The 18,488-nt window shown below is 69.7% G+C and carries 16 protein-coding genes; 7 read left to right on the top strand and 9 right to left on the bottom strand.

Annotated features, from left to right (window positions below; all coding sequences use genetic code 11):
* Positions 1 to 9 precede the first annotated feature (9 nt).
* A complete protein-coding gene (locus tag B7495_RS16000; RefSeq protein WP_088457456.1) occupies positions 10 to 1,935 on the top strand; it encodes a cation-translocating P-type ATPase in 1,926 nt (641 codons plus the stop codon).
* On the opposite strand, the gene B7495_RS15995 is transcribed toward B7495_RS16000, so the two are convergent.
* From B7495_RS15995 to B7495_RS15955, 9 genes are all read right to left on the bottom strand, one after another.
* Positions 1,897 to 2,565, bottom strand: coding sequence for a lysoplasmalogenase (locus tag B7495_RS15995; RefSeq protein WP_088457455.1), 669 nt, complete (start codon positions 2,563 to 2,565; stop codon positions 1,897 to 1,899). The two genes, B7495_RS16000 and B7495_RS15995, sit on opposite strands and share 39 nt — an antisense overlap.
* A 74-nt stretch (positions 2,566 to 2,639) precedes the next feature.
* The gene (locus B7495_RS15990; RefSeq protein ID WP_198415047.1) at positions 2,640 to 3,518 is read right to left on the bottom strand and encodes an alpha/beta fold hydrolase; all 879 of its coding nucleotides are present in this window, start codon (positions 3,516 to 3,518) and stop codon (positions 2,640 to 2,642) included.
* A 37-nt stretch (positions 3,519 to 3,555) separates the two neighbouring features.
* Entirely contained in the window at positions 3,556 to 4,032 is a 477-nt protein-coding gene (locus B7495_RS15985; RefSeq protein WP_088457453.1) for a hypothetical protein, read from the bottom strand.
* Between the two features lie 81 nt (positions 4,033 to 4,113).
* The gene (gene cofD / locus B7495_RS15980; protein WP_103478524.1) at positions 4,114 to 5,616 is read right to left on the bottom strand and encodes a 2-phospho-L-lactate transferase; all 1,503 of its coding nucleotides are present in this window, start codon (positions 5,614 to 5,616) and stop codon (positions 4,114 to 4,116) included.
* 18 nt (positions 5,617 to 5,634) lie between these two features.
* Entirely contained in the window at positions 5,635 to 6,633 is a 999-nt protein-coding gene (locus tag B7495_RS15975; RefSeq protein WP_088457452.1) for an ABC transporter ATP-binding protein, read from the bottom strand.
* 125 nt (positions 6,634 to 6,758) lie between these two features.
* Entirely contained in the window at positions 6,759 to 7,910 is a 1,152-nt protein-coding gene (locus tag B7495_RS15970) for a putative F420-0 ABC transporter permease subunit (protein WP_088457451.1), read from the bottom strand.
* A 51-nt stretch (positions 7,911 to 7,961) separates the two neighbouring features.
* Entirely contained in the window at positions 7,962 to 8,954 is a 993-nt protein-coding gene (locus tag B7495_RS15965) for a putative F420-0 ABC transporter substrate-binding protein (RefSeq protein WP_088457450.1), read from the bottom strand.
* Between the two features lie 372 nt (positions 8,955 to 9,326).
* Positions 9,327 to 10,664: an FAD-binding oxidoreductase gene (locus B7495_RS15960; RefSeq protein WP_205748687.1), complete on the bottom strand. Its 1,338-nt coding sequence runs from the start codon at positions 10,662 to 10,664 to the stop codon at positions 9,327 to 9,329.
* 114 nt (positions 10,665 to 10,778) lie between these two features.
* Positions 10,779 to 12,107 carry an aminotransferase class I/II-fold pyridoxal phosphate-dependent enzyme gene (locus tag B7495_RS15955; protein WP_240632279.1) on the bottom strand — a complete coding sequence of 443 codons (1,329 nt, stop codon included), beginning with the start codon at positions 12,105 to 12,107 and terminating at the stop codon, positions 10,779 to 10,781.
* A 242-nt stretch (positions 12,108 to 12,349) separates the two neighbouring features.
* On the opposite strand from B7495_RS15955, the gene B7495_RS15950 reads away from it, so the two are divergent.
* From B7495_RS15950 to B7495_RS15925, 6 genes are all read left to right on the top strand, one after another.
* A complete protein-coding gene (locus B7495_RS15950) occupies positions 12,350 to 13,228 on the top strand; it encodes a nitrilase-related carbon-nitrogen hydrolase (protein WP_088457447.1) in 879 nt (292 codons plus the stop codon).
* 161 nt (positions 13,229 to 13,389) lie between these two features.
* Entirely contained in the window at positions 13,390 to 14,841 is a 1,452-nt protein-coding gene (gene hydA / locus B7495_RS15945; RefSeq protein ID WP_088457446.1) for a dihydropyrimidinase, read from the top strand.
* Between the two features lie 11 nt (positions 14,842 to 14,852).
* On the top strand, positions 14,853 to 15,869 hold the full coding sequence (locus B7495_RS15940; RefSeq protein ID WP_088457445.1) for a TIGR03842 family LLM class F420-dependent oxidoreductase: 1,017 nt from the start codon (positions 14,853 to 14,855) through the stop codon (positions 15,867 to 15,869).
* Complete coding sequence (locus B7495_RS15935) at positions 15,866 to 16,810, top strand: ABC transporter permease (protein WP_088457444.1); 945 nt, start codon at positions 15,866 to 15,868, stop codon at positions 16,808 to 16,810. Before B7495_RS15940 ends, B7495_RS15935 begins: the two co-directional genes overlap by 4 nt.
* Positions 16,807 to 17,634, top strand: a complete 828-nt coding sequence (locus B7495_RS15930) for an ABC transporter ATP-binding protein (protein WP_088457443.1) — start codon at positions 16,807 to 16,809, stop codon at positions 17,632 to 17,634. Before B7495_RS15935 ends, B7495_RS15930 begins: the two co-directional genes overlap by 4 nt.
* Positions 17,631 to 18,455 (top strand): ABC transporter permease, encoded by an 825-nt coding sequence (locus B7495_RS15925; protein WP_088457442.1) that lies wholly within the window; start codon positions 17,631 to 17,633, stop codon positions 18,453 to 18,455. Before B7495_RS15930 ends, B7495_RS15925 begins: the two co-directional genes overlap by 4 nt.
* Positions 18,456 to 18,488: the final 33 nt, after the last annotated feature.

Genomic DNA, 18,488 nt, shown 5'->3' with positions numbered 1-18,488 from the left:
GGGAGTGACATGCGCACCGCGGCCGGGATCGGCCGCCGCCTGAACACCCGGTGGACGATTCCGGTGGTATCAGGGACGCTGATCGCGGCGGCCTGGCTGGCCGGCCCGGTGCCCGCGCTGAGCCTGGCCTCGGACGCGGCGATGGTGGCGGCCGCCGTTGTGGCCGGCGCCCCGATCGCCCGGGCGGCCCTGCGCGGCCTGTCCGGGCGGGTGGTCGGCATCGACCTGCTCGTCACCGTGGCCACGGTGGGCGCGATCGTGCTCGGCGAATACTGGGAGGCCGCAGCGGTGACCGTCCTGTTCGCCATCGGCCACGCCCTCGAGACGGCCACCCTGAACCGCACCCGGTCCGCCCTGACCGCCCTTGTGGCGCTGGCCCCCGACGTGGCCCTGGTGCTCCGCGATGGTGCGCAGACCGAGGTGCCGGCCGCCGACGTGCTCACCGGGGAGACCGTGCTGGTCAAGTCCGGCGCGCGGGTTCCGGTGGACGGCACCGTGCGGCACGGCACCGGCACCCTCGACGAAGCCTCGATCACGGGCGAATCCCTCCCGGTGGCCAAGGCTCCCGGCGACAGGGTCTTTGCCGGCACGATGTCCACCGGCGGGTTGTTGCAGGTCGAGGCCACCGAGGTCGGTGCGGCCACCACCCTGGCCCGCATCGTGCACAGGGTCGAGGAGGCGCAGGATGCCACCGCCCCGACCCAGGTCTTCATGGACAGGTTCTCCGCCTGGTACACCCCAGGCATCCTGGTGCTCGCCGTGGTCGTCGGGTTGCTTTCCGGCGACCTGTTCCTCGCGCTGACGCTGCTGGTCATCGGCTGCCCAGGCGCCCTGGTCGTCTCGATTCCCGTCGCGATCGTCGCCGGCATCGGCCGCGCCGCCCGGTCCGGAATCCTGATCAAGGGCGGCGAGTTCCTCGAGAGCGCATCGAAGGTCACCGTCGTCGCCGTCGACAAGACCGGAACCCTCACCAGGGGTCGCCCGCGGCTGACCGACGTCGTGGTGCTGAACCCCGAGCTGACCCGCGCCGACGTGCTCGGCTGGGCCGCTCGGGCCGAGGCCGGCTCCGAGCATCCGCTGGCCGGAGCGATCGTGCTGGCCGCAGCGGAGCACGCCCTGGAGACGGTCGGTGCGGCAGATCGCGGTGCCGGTGGAACCCTCCTGCCCGACACCATCACGTCGATCCCCGGCCAGGGCATCACCGCCACCGTGGCCGGGCGTTCCGTGCTGATCGGCAACCCGGCGCTGCTGGCCGCTCACGCCATCGACGACCCGGAAGCGGCCGTCACGGTGGCCGCCGACCTCGCCGCCCGCGGGCGTACGCCGCTGATCGTCGTGATCGACGGCACCGTGGCCGGAGTCCTCGCGGTCGCCGACGAGGTGCGCCCCGACGCCGCCGGTATGGTGGCGGCCTTGCGCGCCGCCGGGGTGCACAGGGTCATCATGCTCACCGGCGACGGGCCGCTGGTGGCCGCGGCTGTCGGCGCCGCGGTCGGCATCGACGAGATCCGGGCATCGCTGTTGCCGGAGGACAAGCTCGACGTCGTGACGCGGCTGCAACAGGACGGCCACGTTGTGGCGATGGTGGGCGACGGCGTGAACGACGCCCCGGCGCTGGCCACCGCGGACATCGGCATCGCGATGGGCGCGGCCGGGTCTGCGGTGGCGGTCGAAACCGCCGACATCGCCCTGATGGGTGACAACCTGCTGATGCTCCCCGCGGCCATCGACCTGGCCCGGCGCACCGTGCGCACCATGCATCAGAACGTGGCCCTCGCCCTGGTCACGGTGGCGCTGCTGCTGGCCGGGGTGCTGTGGGGCGGCGTGACCATGGCCGTGGGGATGCTCGTGCACGAGGCATCCGTTCTCCTCGTGATCGTCAACGCGATGCGGCTGTTACGCCGTAGCCGCCCGAGCCCGCTCGTGCCGCAATAGCCCCCACACTATGAGCGTCTGGGCCGCGATATAGGTGACCATGATCAGGAAATCCGCCAGGGGGATGCCGGCATCCGGCAAAAACCTGTTGATCGCCAGGAGCGAGTCGGAGACGACGAACAGCGCCCCGCCCCAGGCGACCCAGCGGTTGCACCGAGACGCGAAGGCGGCCATGGCGGAGAGCACGATGCCGTACGCGATGACCGGAACCAGCAGCGAGCCGGTATGCGGGCCCAGGATCATCAGCAACACGACGAGCCAGACCGCGTAGGCGATGGCCCACCATTGCACCCGGCGTACCGCGATCCGGGAGACGAAAAGCACGAGGTAGGTGATGTGCGCCAGCAGGAAGAAGACCAGGCCGACGACGAACCACCACGGGATCGTGACGTCTCCCACCCACGAGAAGAACAGCGCGACCACCCCGAGCACAATCGCCGGCGAGCGACGCTGCGGCGCACCCCAGATGAGCCCGGTCGCCAGGGCCGGCATCAGCAGCGGCTTCGTCCACTCCGCCAGGCCGTGCAGCGACAACAGGATGGCGCCCAGGTGTATCAGACCGACCACGATGATGGGCAGAAACGGAACGACGGGAGATGCCGATCGGACCGTGGCGCGGGATTTTTCCACTGTGCTCACTTCGATGTGGGGCGGATGTCTCACTCACTGTACCGAGGTGCGGCCGGAGCATGCAGGCTCACTGGTCAGCGCGTGATGTCATCGTTGCCCACGCCCGGTTCGGCCAGGGTGGCCGGCGAGCCGGCGTCGTCGGGCGGGTCCAGGAACGAGAGCACGTCCGGCAGGAACCGGGGATCCAGCATGGTGCCCAGATGCCCGCGCCCGGGGTACAGGGCCAGGGTGCCGCGGGGGATGCCCTCGGCAGTCTCGCGGAACAGCTCGGCCGAGTAGAAGGCATCCCGGCCCCCGCCGATCACCAGGGTCGGGGCGACGATATCGGCCAGCCTGGTGTGCAGGTCGAAGGCATCCTCGGCCCGGATCGTGGTGATCAGGTCGGCCGTGGTGTGGCCGAAGAATCGCGCACCGACCAACCAGCCGAGAGCAGCCAGCAGCCGCCTGGATTGAGTGCCGGCTCCGAGCATGCGCATCATTTCGGCACTGGCGGCCCTCGGTCGTCCGTCGAGCACGTTGTCGGCGGTCCGAAGCTGGGTGTCCCGGCCCTCGTCGCCCAACCGATACGCGGCCGACACGATCACGAGCCGTTTCACCACGGCGGGATGGTCGGCGGCCAGCTGCAGCGCCACACTGCCGCCGGTGGACTCGCCGATCACGTCGACGGGCTCGTCGAAGCGCCGCAGCATCGCGTTGGCGTAGTCGGCGGCGATATCGGCCATGGTGGCGCCGGGCTCGAGGCCAGGGCGGCGGTTCACCCACCACACCCGGCGGGACGCGGCGAAGGGCAGCAGCTGCCGGGTCTGGAAGCGCCGGTCGGAGCCCGTAGGCGGCTCGTGGTTGGGCGTGATCCCGGCCAGGAAGACCAGCGGAGGGCCGGCGCCGACGGCGAGGAACGGCATCCCGCCCGGCCAGGTGCCGTAGACGCGGGGCGGCGGGGGAGTTGGAGACATGAGGTTGGCCCTTCGCTCGCGGCGGTATGCGGTTGTCTCAGGTTCGGTTCTCGGTGCTCTGCGGCGGGGGCGGATCGGTGTGGCGCGCCTTGGTGGTCTCCTGGCGCTCGTCTGCCGTGCCGACACCTGTCGCGGGGTCGTCGTGGCGTCCGCCGTGGCGCGTGTCCACGGTCGGATCGATCTCGTCGGCATGCCGACTCTGCTTCTCGGAGTGGGCGCGCAGCTCCTGCGCTTGGGCTTGGCGCTGGTCGGCCTCCTGGCGCAGGCGGTCGGCGTCCACTTGCGCCTGCTGGGCATCCGCCTGAGCACGGGTGGCCTTGGCCTCGTTCTCGCGGGCGTCGAGGGCACGGGCCTCCGCGTCCCGGCGCATCTCCTCGGCCCGCTGCTGGTCGGCACGGCGTTTCTTCTCGCGCTGCTCCCGGCCACGCCGTGACGCGACGACCGCAATGACGCCGATGATCGCGAGCACGACGACGATACCCACGATGATCCAGATGACCGTGGCAGTGTCCATGACAGTTCCGCCTTCCGTACAATCGAACCGGCTTACCGGTGATAGTAGGCCGCTCGGCGGAGTTCCGCTTGGCCGGGCGGGTCAGGCGCGGGGCAGCACCTCGATCAGCCGCAGTCGTTCGAGCACGACCTCGGTGTCGTCGGTGACGGTGAAGGCAGGATCGCCGAGGTACGCGCGCATGTCGTCGCTGTGCCAGAAGGACTCGTGGCCGACCCGCCAGGCGGCCACGGAGTCATAACCCTCGCCCTCAGCGCGGGCGTGGTCGAGATCCACGGCACCGAGACGCACCACGCGCATCCCCGTGGTCTCGATGATCGCCGCCGGGCGGCCGGCCGAGTCGATCACGACCTGCCGGCTGCCGATCACGGGCAGCGGCTCGTCCTCGATGCCGTATTCGATGAGTGTGGACGTCGTCGACGTTTTCGAGCCGTCCAGGATCGCGGCGACAAGCTGGTCGCGTAGCGGGCCGGGAAAGGCGAACTCCGCGATCGGCAGGTCGTGGGTCGCCGGGTGAGCGGCGGCCGTCAGGTCGGCGGCGATCCGCAGGGCCTCGGCGGCGATCTGCGCCGTGGCGGCCACATCGCTCATCCAGAGCGGCACGGCGGTCGAACGGATGCCGGCGGCCTCGAGCGCGGGCACGGCGTCGGCATCCGTCTCGTCGACGAGCCAGGCGTCGAGCACGCCGTCGCGTTGGCGGGAGCCGTAGTGCAGGCCCACCGCGAGGGCGGAGGTCTCCACGCCGATGGTGGTCAGGCAGGTGTCGGCCATGCCGCGCACAGCGGCGCCGGAGATGATCGGTGAGATGCCCACGACCCGGGCGGTGGTGGCGCGCAGGGCTTCGCGGATGCCAGGGATGCTCAGGATCGTGCCGACCGAGACGACGGGGTTCGACGGCGGCAGGATCACCAGGTCGGCGCTGAGGATGGCGTCGATCACGCCGGGCGCCGCGACGGCGTCGGCCAGGCCCACCTGCACGAACTCGGTGACGGGTTGGCCGGCGCGGTAGCGCACCCACCATTCCTCGAAGTGAATAAGGTCGCCCGCGCGGTGCTCGTCGGCGTCGGCGGCCAGGCGCACGTGGGTCTCCACGAACTGGTCGCTCATCGGGAGCAGGCGCGCGCCGGGCTTCCAGCGGCGGCAGAGGAACTCGGTGGCGGCGCTGAGGGTGGCGCCGCCCCGGAGCAGGTCGGTGCGCACGATGTGGGTGGCCAGGTCGAGGTCGCCGAGGGTGAACCAGGACCAGCCGCGCCCGTAGGCGGCGATCTCGGCGGAGGTGCGCCGGGACTCGTCGGGCCGGCCCCAGCCCTGCTCCTCGCTGATGCCGCCGCCGAGGGTGTACATCACGGTGTCGAGGTCGGGGCAGATACGCAGCCCGTCCAGCCACATGTCATCGCCGGTGTTGACGATCACAGTGACCTCGCCGGCGGTGCCGTCCTGCGCCGACGTGCCGGAATGTGCACTTTCCGGGCCGCCGAAGGGGGCATTTGCGGCAATTCGCTCGTCGCCTGGTGCCAGCTGTTGCAGCAACCCGCGGGTGAAGCGGGCGCCGCCGACACCGCCGGCGAGAACTGTGACTCGGGTCATGGGGTTCCTTCTGCAGGCCTAGGGGTGCTGGTGCGAGTTGCCAGTTGCGGCCGGTTGACCGGCGCTGAGGGGGCGCGATGTGGCATTTCGTGTGGGAGTGGGGCGCGAGTTGCCAGTTGCGGCCGGTTGCGGGGCGCTGAGGGGGCCTGAAGTGGCATCTCGCGCCGCGGGCGGGGCGGATGGCGGCGGCTGCTCGTCGGGCCCGGAGAACACGATCACCGGCCGTCCCGTGCGGGGGTGCGGCACGATGTCGCAGTCGACGCCGTAGACCGCCCGGATGGTGTCGGGTCGCAGTACCTCGGCGGGGGTGCCGAACGCCGCGAGTCGGCCGCCCTGCAGCAGCACGATGTGGTCGCAATAGGCGGCGGCGAGGTTGAGGTCGTGCAGGGCGAGCACCGAGGTGAGGCCCAGCCCGCGCACCTGGTGCAGCAGCGACAGCTGGGCGCTCACATCGAGGTGGTTGGTGGGTTCGTCGAGCAGCAGCAGGCTCGGCCGCTGGGCCAGGGCGCGGGCGATCTGCACCCGTTGCTGCTGGCCACCGCTGAGGGTGTGCCAGCGCCGGTCCACCAGGTCGGTGGCGCCCACCATCGTCAGCGCGTCCGTGGCCACGGCGAGGTCGTCCTCGCCGCCGAAGCTGCCCAGCAGCCGGCTGCGGTGCGGGATGCGGCCGAGCAGCACCACCTCCCGCACGGACAGGTCCACGCTGGGCGCCACGTTTTGCTCGAGCAGGGCGATGCGCCGGGCGGCCTCCCGCCGCCGCAGCTGCCCCACGACGGCGCCGTCGAGGGTGACGGTGCCGGCATCCGCCCGGTCGATGCCCGCGATGATGCGCAACAGGCTGGACTTGCCCGCCCCGTTCGGTCCGAGAAGCCCCGTGACGGTGCCGGGCGGCAGGGTCGCCGAGACACCCTGCAGGATGCGCGTGCCCTCGATGCTCAGAGACACCCCGTCGAGCACGACCCCGGCGTCGCCCGGCGTGCGCGAGTTGCTCGAAAGTGCCGCTTCAGAGCTGCTCATGAGGGAGTTTGCGGCAACTCGCGAGCCGGACTCTCCCGAATTGCGGGAAAGTGCCCCTTCAGAGCCTTCGAAGGGGGTATCTGCGGCAACTCGCGGTGCGGCCGCGGCGGCCGCGTGCTCGCGACTCATGCCCAGGCCGCGCTTCGTTTGCGCTTGATCAGCAGGATGAACACGGGCACGCCGATGAACGCGGTGATGATGCCCACCGGCAGCTCGCGTGGGTCGAAGACCGTGCGGGCGATGGTGTCGGCGAGCACCAGGAACAGTGCCCCCACCACCGCGACGAGCGGCAGCAGGCGCCGGTGGCCCGGCCCGCTGAGCCCGCGCACCAGGTGCGGCAGGATCAGCCCCACGAAGCCGATCGCCCCGCTGACGGCCACCATCGCTCCGGTGAGCAGCGCCACCGCCACGAGGAATCCCCAGCGGGTGGCGTTCACGTTGATGCCCAGTGACGCGGCGTTGGTGTCACCGAAGGTGAACGCATCCAGCCGGCTGGCGGCGAGCAGGATGCCGGTGCCCACCACGGCCAGCGCGACCGCGGAGATCAGTACGCTGCTCCACGAGCTGCCGGCCAGGGAGCCGAGCAGCCAGTTGAGGATCTCCCGGTAGGAGTCGCCCTTGGCCGCCCAGAAGATGATGAACGAGGTGCCTGCCGAGCCCAGCTGGGCGATCGCCAGCCCGGCCAGCACGGCCCGGCCGGGCGTGATGCTGCCGCCGACGCGGGCGATATTGAGGGTGGCGAACAGGGCGATCAGGGCCCCGGCGAACGCGGCCGCCGGCAGCGCGAAACCGATGCCGAGGATGACCACGCAGACCGCGCCGAGCGACGCCCCGGAGGACAGGCCGAGCAGGTAGGGATCGGCCAGCGGGTTGCGGGTGACGCTCTGCATCACCGCTCCGCTGAGCGCCAGGCCCGCGCCCACCATGGCCGCGGTGAGCACCCGCGGCATCCGCAGCTGCCAGACGATGGCGTCGGTCAGCGGTGGCACCGGGGTGTCGCCGGCGAGCCCGGGCAGGCCGAGGTGCCCGGCCACACTGCCCCAGACCTGCGCCAGGCTCACGTCGGCCGGGCCGATCGTCACGGCCACCGCGCTGCCGAGCACGAGCGCCACCAGCGCTGCGACCAGCCAGACCAGGTACCGGGCCGTGCCGCTGCGCCGGGCGCGAGCTGATGCCGCGGATGCGCCGGATGCGCCGGGCGAGCCGGACCCCCCGGGCGCGGCCGACCCGCTGGGCAAGTCGGTGCCGAGGCCCTGCCTGCTCGGGGTGACGGTCATCCGCGGTCCTTCGAATCGGGTTGGTGTGCGGTCTGGCTGCCTGCCGTCGGCCTACTTGGCCTCGAGCGCGGCGAGCTGGTCGATGATCGACTCGGCGGCCTCCACGTTGCGGATGCCCGCCTCGGTCGCCGCGAACGGCACCACGATGTAGCGGTCGTTCACCACGGCGTCGAGCCCGGCGGTCGCCGCGTTGGCCTTGAGGTTGGCGATCTTCGAGTCCGCGGTGTTCCAGGTGGCATCCACGAGCACGATCACGCTCGGGTTCGCCGCCACGACGGACTCCCAGCCGGCCGAGGTCCAGGTGTCCTGCACGTCGGCGAAGATGTTGGTCAGCCCCGCCGCATCCATGATCAGCTGCGGCGAACCGATGCCGGCGCCCACGTACGGGGTGTCGGTGCCGCTGGAGTACCAGAGTGCGGTGGTGTCACCGGTGGCGGGCTCAAGCGCGGCCAGTTCGGCCTCCTGCTCGGCAACCAGTTCGGCGGCGGCATCCGGCACGCCGAACAGGGCCCCGGCCTCGTCGATCTCGGCGAACACGGTCTCGAAGGTCAGCGGGTCCGGCATGGCGTCGCCCTTGCACGCGGCCGGCGAAACATAGCTGCCGATGCCCAGGTCGGTCAGCGCGGCACGCTCGCCGACGCCCTCGGCGGAGAAGTTCGACTCCCAACCGCCGTAGATGAAGTCGGGGGTGAGCGCCAGAACGGCCTCCTGGCCGGGCACGAAATCGCTGATCACGTTGAGATCGGCGCCGGCGTCGGCGAGGGATGCCGGCAGCGGGCCGTCGAGGAACGCCGAGCCCACGATGCGCTCGCCGAGTCCCAGGGCGAGCAGCAGCTCGGTGGTGTTCGACTTGATCGTGACGATGCGCTCCGGCGCGGCCTCGAGGGTGAGCGTGGTGCCGCAATTCTCAACCGACACCGGGAAGGCACCGGCGTCGCCGGCCGAGGCGCTGGGAGCCGGCGCGGCGGCCGTCGATCCGGAGGCGCAGCCGGCGAGCAGCAGCACGGCCGCGGTGGCGGCGATGGCGGGGTAGCGAGTCTTCATGGGACCAATCTGAGCGGCGGGAGCCGGGCATCCGTCGACAAGGTCGCGACGTAACGGACCGAACACGGTGTCGCGGGCGACACAGGCACCGGCCGGCGCCGCGGAACGCGTCGGAGCAGGCTCGAACGAGGTGGGGGTGAAACTGAAGGCAAAGCCCCGACCTGCCGCCCAAATCCGGGCCGGCGCAACCGGTCAGATCGAACCGGGGGTCACCATCAGCCTAAACCCCTGCTCTTCGGGGCGGATGCCGTGGTCGGAGCGCGAATGGGCCGGGCGGCCGACTGTTGCCCGTGCGGACATCTGCGCCCGGTGTGCCGGCAACACTTGTCCGGATCGGCAACAGTTGTTCGGCGCCCGCCCCGCGGACCGGGCTCAGGGCACGATGTTGAGGTTGTGGGCCAGCACGTTCTCGGGGTCATAGCGACGTTTCGCCGCCCGCAGCCGGTCCAGGGTGGCCGGCGGGTACGCCAGGCCGAGCACGTCGGGATACGCGCGCAGATTGAAGCTGCCGTAGGTGCCCGTCAATCTCGCGGCCACGACGCACCAGCCGTCCAGGATGCGCCGCTCGGCCTCGTCGGGGGCATCCAGCGGCAGGAACGCCGCCGACATCACCAGCACCTCCACATCACGGTGCGCGAATGCCGTGGCAGCTGCGGGCACCCGGTTCATCGCCCCGCGCAGGTAGCGCACCATCAGCACCGCCGAATCGGGCGCGGCGTTCGCGATGGTGAGCCGCTCGATGAGCTCGTCGTCGAAGTCCCTGGCGAAGCCGTTGCGGTCGACAATCCGGATCGACCCCGGCGGGGCCGATGGTTCGTCGAAGACCTCCACGAAGAGCGTGAGTTCCACGTCGTTGCCGGTCACCCCCGGCAGAGCGAGCAGGGGCCGGATGGCCGACATGGCCTCGCCCTGGTCGGCACCGCCGTAGCAGACCAGAATTTTTGTCCCCGCGGGCATCTCCGGTCCGAACTCGGGCGTCGCATACACCGTCGAATTGAGTTCTTCCGGAGACGCGCGCATGACGTCCCGCCAGCCGCGCAGAGTGTCAGCGAGATGCGTCGGCCGCACGTGGATGGTGCCGAAGACCACACCCCGCAGCGGGTGCGCCTGGAAGGTGAACCTCGTGACGACGCCGAAGTTGCCGCCGCCCCCGCGCAGTGCCCAGAACAGCTCCGGCTCACTGGATTCGCTGGCCGTCACGACGGCGCCACTGGGTAGCACCACCTCGACCTCACACAGGCTGTCGATCGCCAGGCCATGTTGTCGCACCAACCACCCGATGCCGCCGCCCAGGGTGAGACCGCCAACGCCCACCGTGTAGGTGTCGCCGCTGGAGACCGCCAGATCGTACTCGATCAGTTCCTGGGCCACACCGCCCCAGGTCGCGCCGCTGCCCAGGCGTACCCGGTTTCCTTCGAGAACCTCAACGTCACGGATGCGGGAGAGGTCCAGCACCATTCCGCCATCGTTGGTGTTCAACGGGCTGTGCCCGCCGCTCCGTACCGACAGCACAAGGCCCTGGGCCCTGGCATAGGCGATCGCCGCCGCGACATCTGCCGCAGTGGTCGGTCGAACAGCCAGCGCGGGACTGCCGACCTTCCCGTAGGCCGTGGCCGCCATCAGGAATTCGTCCGAATCGGGCAGGAGAACAGTGCCCGCGAAGCCGTCGATCATCATTCCTCCACACCTGTCGAGCGCGGCGTCGATCATGCCCGAGTCGGATCCGCCGGACCGCACCGGTGAGTCTCCGGTTGCGCCTAGCATGCCCCCCGGTCCCGGCGTCCGCGACCCCGGCCGCGATTGCGCCAGATGAGCGCGGATGCGTCAGCGCCCGGCCGCAGCCACGATCGCCCGCGCCACCGGCACCATGTCGTCCACCAGCGCCCCTGCCGTCACCCGAATGAACGCCTCGGACCGGTCCACCGCGAGAAACGGGCTGCCGCCGGCCACCCGGATGCCGGACGCCGCCAGCCTCACGATGGCGTCGCGCTCGTCGGCAACCGGCACCCAGGCGTTGATGCCGTCGGCGCGGGCGAGGGGCAGGCCGAACCCGGTGAGGGTATCCGCCAGCGCCTTCTGCCTTGCGAAGTACACGTGCCGGGCCTCGAACACCAGCGCCATGCTGGCACTGTCGGTGAGCAGCTCGTGCAGGATGGTCTGCAGCATCCGGCTGGTCCAGCCCGGGCCGAGCATCCGCCGGGACACGATCCGGTCGACCAGGGCGGTCGGCCCGCCGAGGGCGGCGATACGCAGGTCCGGCCCGTGCGACTTGGAGTAGCTGCGCACGTGCAGCACGCGCTCGGGCAGCCAGCGGCCGAGCGACACGTCCGGGGAGGTGCTGATCGCGCCGGAGTGGTCGTCCTCGATCACCACGGTATGCGCGGCGCGTTTACTGGCGGCCAGCAGTCGGGCCAGCTCCTCGGCCCGGTCCGGCGACATCGACGCGCCGGTGGGGTTGTGCGCGCGCGGCTGCAGGATGACCGCGGCCGGCGACTGCGCCAGCGCCGCCTGGAAGGCGGCCGGGTCGATGCCCTCCGCATCCACCGCCACGGGCAGACGTTCGATGCCCATCTGCTCGAGCAGGTCGAAGAACGGTGGGAAGCCCGGGTCTTCGACGATGACCCTGTCGCCGAACCTGGCCACCTGCTCGAGGCTGCGGGAGATCGCGTCGAGGGCCCCGTCGACCACCGTGATCGACTCGCACCGGTACGGCCAGGACCCGGTCAGCACGGTGAGCAGTTCCGGGATCACCGGTGACGCCTGGTAGCTGGGCGTCATCGCCCGCTGGGACACCCTGGAGAGCGCGGGGCCGAGCGCGGGCAGCAGAAGCGGGTCCGGCGTGCCCCGGGACAGGTCGATGCGGGTGTCGCTCAGATGCCCGGCCAGTGACTGGGTGCGGGCCGGCAGCCAGTGTGGGGACTGTTCCCGCACGAAGGTGCCGCTGCGGCCGCGGGAGACGATCAACCCCGCTGCGGAGAGCGCCTGCCAGGCGTGGCTGACCGTCGCGGGGCTCACCCCGAGTCCGCCGGCGAGGTCCCGCACCGTGGGCAGGCGCTCGCCGGGGGCGATCCGGCCGGTGCTGATCAGCCGGCCGAGGGCGGCGGCGATTCCGGCCGGCGTGGCCTGTTCGATCTCGTCCAGGTATAGCTGCACGGGGTCCTTCCGGGGCAAATGCTTGCCAGCAGCATCCTCTGACGACAGGATGATGATTTACGCATGCGTCATGTGAAGAAACAGAACAGAAATGTTTACGTCGAATAATAACAAAACCGGACACCGTAACGTGGCTCGATCTCGACAGGCTCTCTCACCGTTCAGCTCGCAGAACATCGCGTTGCCGTCCGACCCCCGCTGACGAGGTTCCACAGTGTGAGACCCCAGTGGAGGCAGACAGTATGAGCGTTGACACACCCAGCCGTGGCACAGCAAACATCGTGCGAGCGGCGATCACCCAGACCACGTGGACGGGGGACATCGACTCGATGCTCGACAAGCACGAGAAGTTCGCCCGCGATGCGGCCGCAGACGGCGCGCAGGTGATCTGCTTCCAGGAGCTGTTCTACGGCCCGTACTTCGGCATTACCGAAGACGCCAAGTACTACGACTATGCCGAGGCGGCCGACGGCCCCATCGTGCAACGCTTCGCGGCCCTGGCCAAGGAGCTCAACCTGGTGATGGTGCTGCCCATCTACGAAGAAGAGCAGCCCGGCGTGTACTACAACACCGCTGTGGTGGTGGATGCCGATGGCACCATTCTCGGCAAATACCGCAAGCACCACATTCCCCACCTCGACAAGTTCTGGGAGAAGTTCTACTTCCGCCCCGGCAACCTCGGCTACCCGGTCTTCAACACCGCCGTCGGACCGATCGGCGTGTACATCTGTTACGACCGGCACTTCCCAGAGGGCTGGCGGGAGCTGGGCCTGAACGGCGCGCAGATCGTCTTCAACCCCAACGCCACCAAGCCCGGTCTGTCGAACCGGCTCTGGGAAATCGAACAGCCGGCCGCGGCCGCCGCGAACGGATACTTCGTGGCCGCGCCCAACCGGGTGGGCCGGGAGGACAACGAGTACGGCGAGGACGCCGTGACGTTCTACGGCACCAGCCAGTTCGTCGACCCGCAGGGCAACTACGTGGGCGAGCTGGGCAGCGGCGTCGACGAGGAGGTCGTGATTCGTGACCTGGACCTGGGCATGATCCGCCAGGTGCGCAACAACTGGCAGTTCTACCGGGACCGCCGCCCGGACTCGTACACCTCGATCCCCAAGCCGTAAGGGCAGCACCCGTCACCCGACCTCGAAACCCGGCCATCCGTCGGTCGAGCCTGTCGAGACCCCGCGACCAAGCCTACGTTCAGAGAACAGCTCACGGGGTTTCGACAAGCTCAACCAACGAGACGGGCGCGACCCGCAGACGAAGCAGCGAACAGGAGAACATCGTGAAGACCCTGATCAAGAACGGCACCGTGGTCAATTCCACGGGAACGGCCACAGCGGATGTGCTGATCGACGGCGAGAGAATCGCCGCGGTGCTCGCACCCGGCTCCACCCTGCTCGGCTTCGACATCGAGCGGAACGTCGACACCGTCATCGACGCGGCCGGCAAGTACGTCATCCCCGGCGGCATCGACGCGCACACCCACATGCAGATGCCGTTCGGCGGCACCGAGGCCAGCGACACCTTCGAGACCGGCACCCGCGCCGCGGCGTGGGGTGGCACCACGAGCATCGTCGACTTCGTGGTGCAGTACGCCGGCGAAAACGTGCTTGACCAGTACCACCTCTGGCAGGAAAAGGCCCGGGGCGAGTGCGCCATCGACTACGGCTTCCACCAGATCCTCTCCGACGTGCAGGACTCCTCCCTCGTCGCGATGGACGAACTCGTCAACGAGGGCGTCTCCAGCTTCAAGCTGTTCATGGCCTACAAGGGAGTGTTCCTCTCCGACGACGGCCAGATCGTCAAGGCCATGCAGAAGGCAGCGAGCAACGGCAGCATGATCATGATGCACGCCGAGAACGGCAGCGTCATCGACCTGCTCGTGCAGCAGGCCGTCGCCGCCGGCAACACCACGCCCTACTATCACGGCCTCACCCGGCCCTGGCAGGCCGAGGAGGAGGCCACCCACCGGGCGATCATGCTCGCCAACCTCACCGGGGCGCCGCTCTACGTGGTGCACGTGAGCGCCAAGCAGGCCGTGGAGCAGATCGCCGTCGCCCGGGACCGCGGCCAGAACGTGTTCGGCGAGACCTGCCCGCAGTACCTCTATCTCTCACTCGAGGACCAGCTCGGTGCCCACAGCGAGGAGTGGGGCGACTTCGAGGGCGCCAAATGGGTCTGTTCGACACCGCTTCGCTCCAAGGCAGAGGGCCACCAGCACCACATGTGGCAGAGCCTGCGCACCAACGACATCCAGATGGTCTCCACCGATCACTGCCCGTTCTGCATGAAGGGACAGAAAGACATGGGGCTCACCGACTTCTCCAAGATCCCCAACGGCATCGGGTCGGTCGAACACCGGATGGACCTGCTCTACCAGGGCGTCGTCGACAAGCAGATCTCCCTCGAACGCTGGGTGGAGGTCACCTCCACCACCCCGGCGCGGATGTTCGGTATGTACGGCACCAAGGGTGTCATCCAGCCCGGTGCCGACGGCGACGTGGTGGTCTACGACCCGAAGGGCCACACTTCCATCGGGATGCCCGAAGCCGGCCTGGACAAGACCCACCACATGAACATGGACTTCTCCGCCTACGAGGGCTTCGAGATCGACGGCCACGTCGACACCGTGCTCTCCCGCGGCAAGGTCGTCATCGACGACAACGCGTACCTCGGCGCCAAGGGCGATGGCAAGTACATCAAACGCGGCCTCAGCCAGTACCTGATCTAGGCGGGAACCCCATGGACTTCGGCGCAGTACTCCAGACCAACCCGCCCTCGGCGCGCACCGTGCAGCTGGCCCAGTTGGCCGAGAACCACGGCTTCAGCCACGTGTGGACCTTCGACTCGCACCTGCTCTGGCAGGAACCCTATGTGATCTACAGCAAGATCTTGAGCGAGACCCGCAAGGTGATCGTGGGCCCGATGGTCACCAACCCGGCCACCAGGGACTGGACCGTCACGGCGTCCACCTACGCCACCCTCAACGAGATGTACGGCAACCGCACCATCTGCGGTATCGGGCGTGGCGACTCCGCGGTGCGGGTCACCAACGGCCGGCCCAGCACCCTGAAGACGCTGCGCGAATCGATTCACGTCATCCGTGAACTCGCCAACTCCCGGGCGGTCGAGTACAACGGTGCCACCCTGCAGTTCCCCTGGAGCAGGGGCTCCACCCTCGACGTGTGGGTGGCCGCCTACGGCCCGCTGGCGCTCAAGCTCACCGGCGAGGTCGGCGACGGGTTCATCCTGCAGATGGCCGACCTCGACGTGGCCGAATGGATGATCAAGACCGTGCGCACCGCCGCCGAGAACGTGGGTCGCGACCCTGACGCCATCAAGTTCTGCGTGGCCGCGCCGATGTACATCGGTGACGACATCCAGCACATGCGCGACCAGAACCGCTGGTTCGGCGGCATGGTCGGCAACCACGTGGCCGACATCGTGGAGAAGTACGGCCAGTCCGGGGCGGTGCCGCAGGCCCTGACCGACTACATCAAGGGCCGCGAGGGCTACGACTACAACGAGCACGGTCGCGCCGGCAACACCCACGCCGACTTCGTGCCCGACGAGATCGTCGACAGGTTCTGCCTGCTCGGGCCCGCCGAGGCTCACATCGAGAAGTTGAAGGCGCTCAAGGAACTCGGCGTCGACCAGTTCGCCGGCTACCTGCAGCACGACAATAAAGAAGAGACGTTGCGGGTCTACGGCGAAACCGTGATCCCCGCCCTCGCCAACCACATCACGGCCAAGGCATGACCCCGGCCGGCTCCGTGCGCACCGGACCCGCAAGGTCCAGCGCGGCGGCGCGGGGCCGGGCCTGGCTGGGGCAGGGGATGCCGCGGCGCATCCTGGTGGGCGCCCTCGGCCTGCTTGTGCTCGCCGTGCTCTGGGAGCTCTACATCTTCTTCGGCCCCGAAGACGGCGTGGTCATCGGCGGTCTCACCGTGCTGCCGCGGGCCAGCGAGATGGCGATGCCGCACCTGTGGGTGATTCTCGAGCGCATCCTGGAGCCCGTCACCGGCAGCGCCAGCGCGGTGCCGATGTGGCAGGCCGTTTTCGAAGCGTCCCTGTTCACCCTGGGCATCTCGGCCGTCGGCTGGGTCGTCGGCGTCTCGGTGGGCCTGGCCCTGGCACTGCTGATGCAGCGCTTCGCGCTCGCCGAATCGGCCATCCTGCCCTGGGTCATCCTCAGCCAGACCGTGCCGCTGATCGCGCTGGCCCCGCTGGTGCGGCGGTGGGGCGCGCAGCTTGAGTTCGGCGCCTTCACCTGGGAGAACTGGATGTCGGTGGCGCTGATCGCGTCCTACCTCGCCTTCTTCCCGGTCTCGATCGGCGCGCTCAAGGGCCTCGGCTCCCCGGACACCAACCACGTTGACCTGATGCACTGCTACGCGGTGGGCTGGTGGAAGACGCTCTGGCGGCTGCGGTTGCCGGCCAGCGTGGGCTACCTGCTGCCTGCCCTCCGCCTCGCGGCGGCCAGCGCCGTGATCGGCAGCGTCGTCGCCGAGGTGTCGATCGGTCTGCGCGGCGGCATCGGCCGGCTCATCGTCGAATACGCCGGCGCCGCCGGCAGCGACCCTGGCAAGCCCTGGGCCCCCATCTTCGGGTCGATCCTGGTCGGCCTCGTCGCCGCCGGTTTTGTCGGCCTGATCTCACTGTTCCTACGTCGATTCCGCAGGGGAGAGGTGGCCGCATGACCACGGCAGCAGCACCGGTACAGCACGCCGTGGAGGTGACCGACGTCAGCCGGGTCTTCGCCGGCCGCAAGGGCGCATCCGTCACGGCCCTGGATGCGGTGAGCCTCACCGTCGCCCCCGGCGAATTCGTTTCGCTGATCGGGCCCAGCGGCTGCGGCAAGAGCACCCTGCTCCGGCTGATCGCCGACCTCGACACCCCCACCAGCGGGTCGATCAAGGTGTTCGGCAAGACCGCCAGTCAGGCGCGCATCGATCAGGACTACGGCATCGCCTTCCAACAGGCCGGCCTGCTGCCCTGGCGCACGGTGACCGGCAACATCGAACTGCCGCTGGAGCTGCACGGCGCCGGCAAGGCCGCCCGCCGCGAGCGCGCCGCGGAGCTGATCGAACTTGTCGGCCTGAGCGACTTCGCCGGGCACTACCCCGACCAGCTCTCCGGCGGCATGCAGCAGCGGGTGGCCATCGCTCGCTCGCTGGCCGAAAGCCCGAGCCTGCTGTTGATGGACGAACCGTTCGGCGCGCTCGACGAGATGACCCGGGAGCGCATGCAGAACGAGCTCGTGCGCATCTGCGCCGAGACCAGCGCCGCCGTCGTCTTCGTCACCCACTCCATCCCCGAGGCGGTGTTCCTCTCCAACCGGGTGGTGGTGATGTCGCCGCGGCCCGGCCGCATCCGCGACGTGCTCGGCGTGAACCTCGGCCGCATGAGCGACCGCGGCGAGAATCTGCGCGAAGACGCGGACTTCTTCCACTCGGTCAGCCAGGTGCGCGAGCTGCTGCACGGCAGCGCCCCCACCGGGCCGCGCGGGGTCGAGACGCGATGAGCGCCGGCGCGAGCACGCGCGTGGCTGCGCAGGCCGGGCCGGGCCGGCCGGGCGCATCGGGCTCCGGCCTGGCCCGCACCGTGCTGCCACCGGTGCTGCTCGGCGTGGCCGCGATCCTGCTCTGGCAGGGCGTCGTCACCGTGCTGGCGATCAAGCCGTTCATCCTCCCCGGGCCCTTCGCGATCGGTGAGCAGTTCATCACCAACCTGCAGAACGTCGTCGGGGGCTCGGTCGTCACCGGGCGCAACGCCCTGATCGGGCTGGTGCTCGGCGCGATCGTGGGTGTGCTGCTGGCCATCCTCTCGGCCCTGGTGGGGATCTTCGACGAGATGGCCGCCCCCATCGTCGCCGCCGTCGCCGTGGTGCCGATCGTCGCGCTGGCGCCCGTGCTCTACACGATGTTCGGCGCCAACGCCGAGACCGCCCGGCAGCTCGTGGCCGCGCTGGCGGTCTTCGTGCCGGTCTACTTCAACACCCTCAAAGGGCTGCGGATGGTGCGCCCGGTGCACCGCGACCTGATGCGCTCCTACGCCGCCTCGAGCTGGCAGGCCACCAAGACCGTCACCCTGCCCACCGCGGTGCCGTTCGTGTTCACGGGCCTGCGCATTGCGTCCTCGCTCGCCGTGATCTCCGCCCTCATCGCCGAGTACTTCGGCGGCCCGGTCGGGGGCCTGGGCAAGTCGATCACCTCGGCCGCGTCCAGCAGTAACTACGGGCTGGCCTGGGCCTACGTGCTCGGCTCCATCATCCTCGGACTCCTCTTCTATTGCGCGGCTCTCGGCCTGGAAAAACTGGTCAGCCGCCGCGCCCCCACCGCTTGACCATCCCGCACCGCAGCATCCCGACACAGCACC

This window comes from Cryobacterium sp. LW097 (assembly GCF_002205495.2).
Lineage (GTDB): Bacteria > Actinomycetota > Actinomycetes > Actinomycetales > Microbacteriaceae > Cryobacterium > Cryobacterium zongtaii.
The sequence above is the reverse complement of the archived record's forward strand: the minus strand, read 5'-3'. Positions and strand labels throughout refer to the sequence as shown.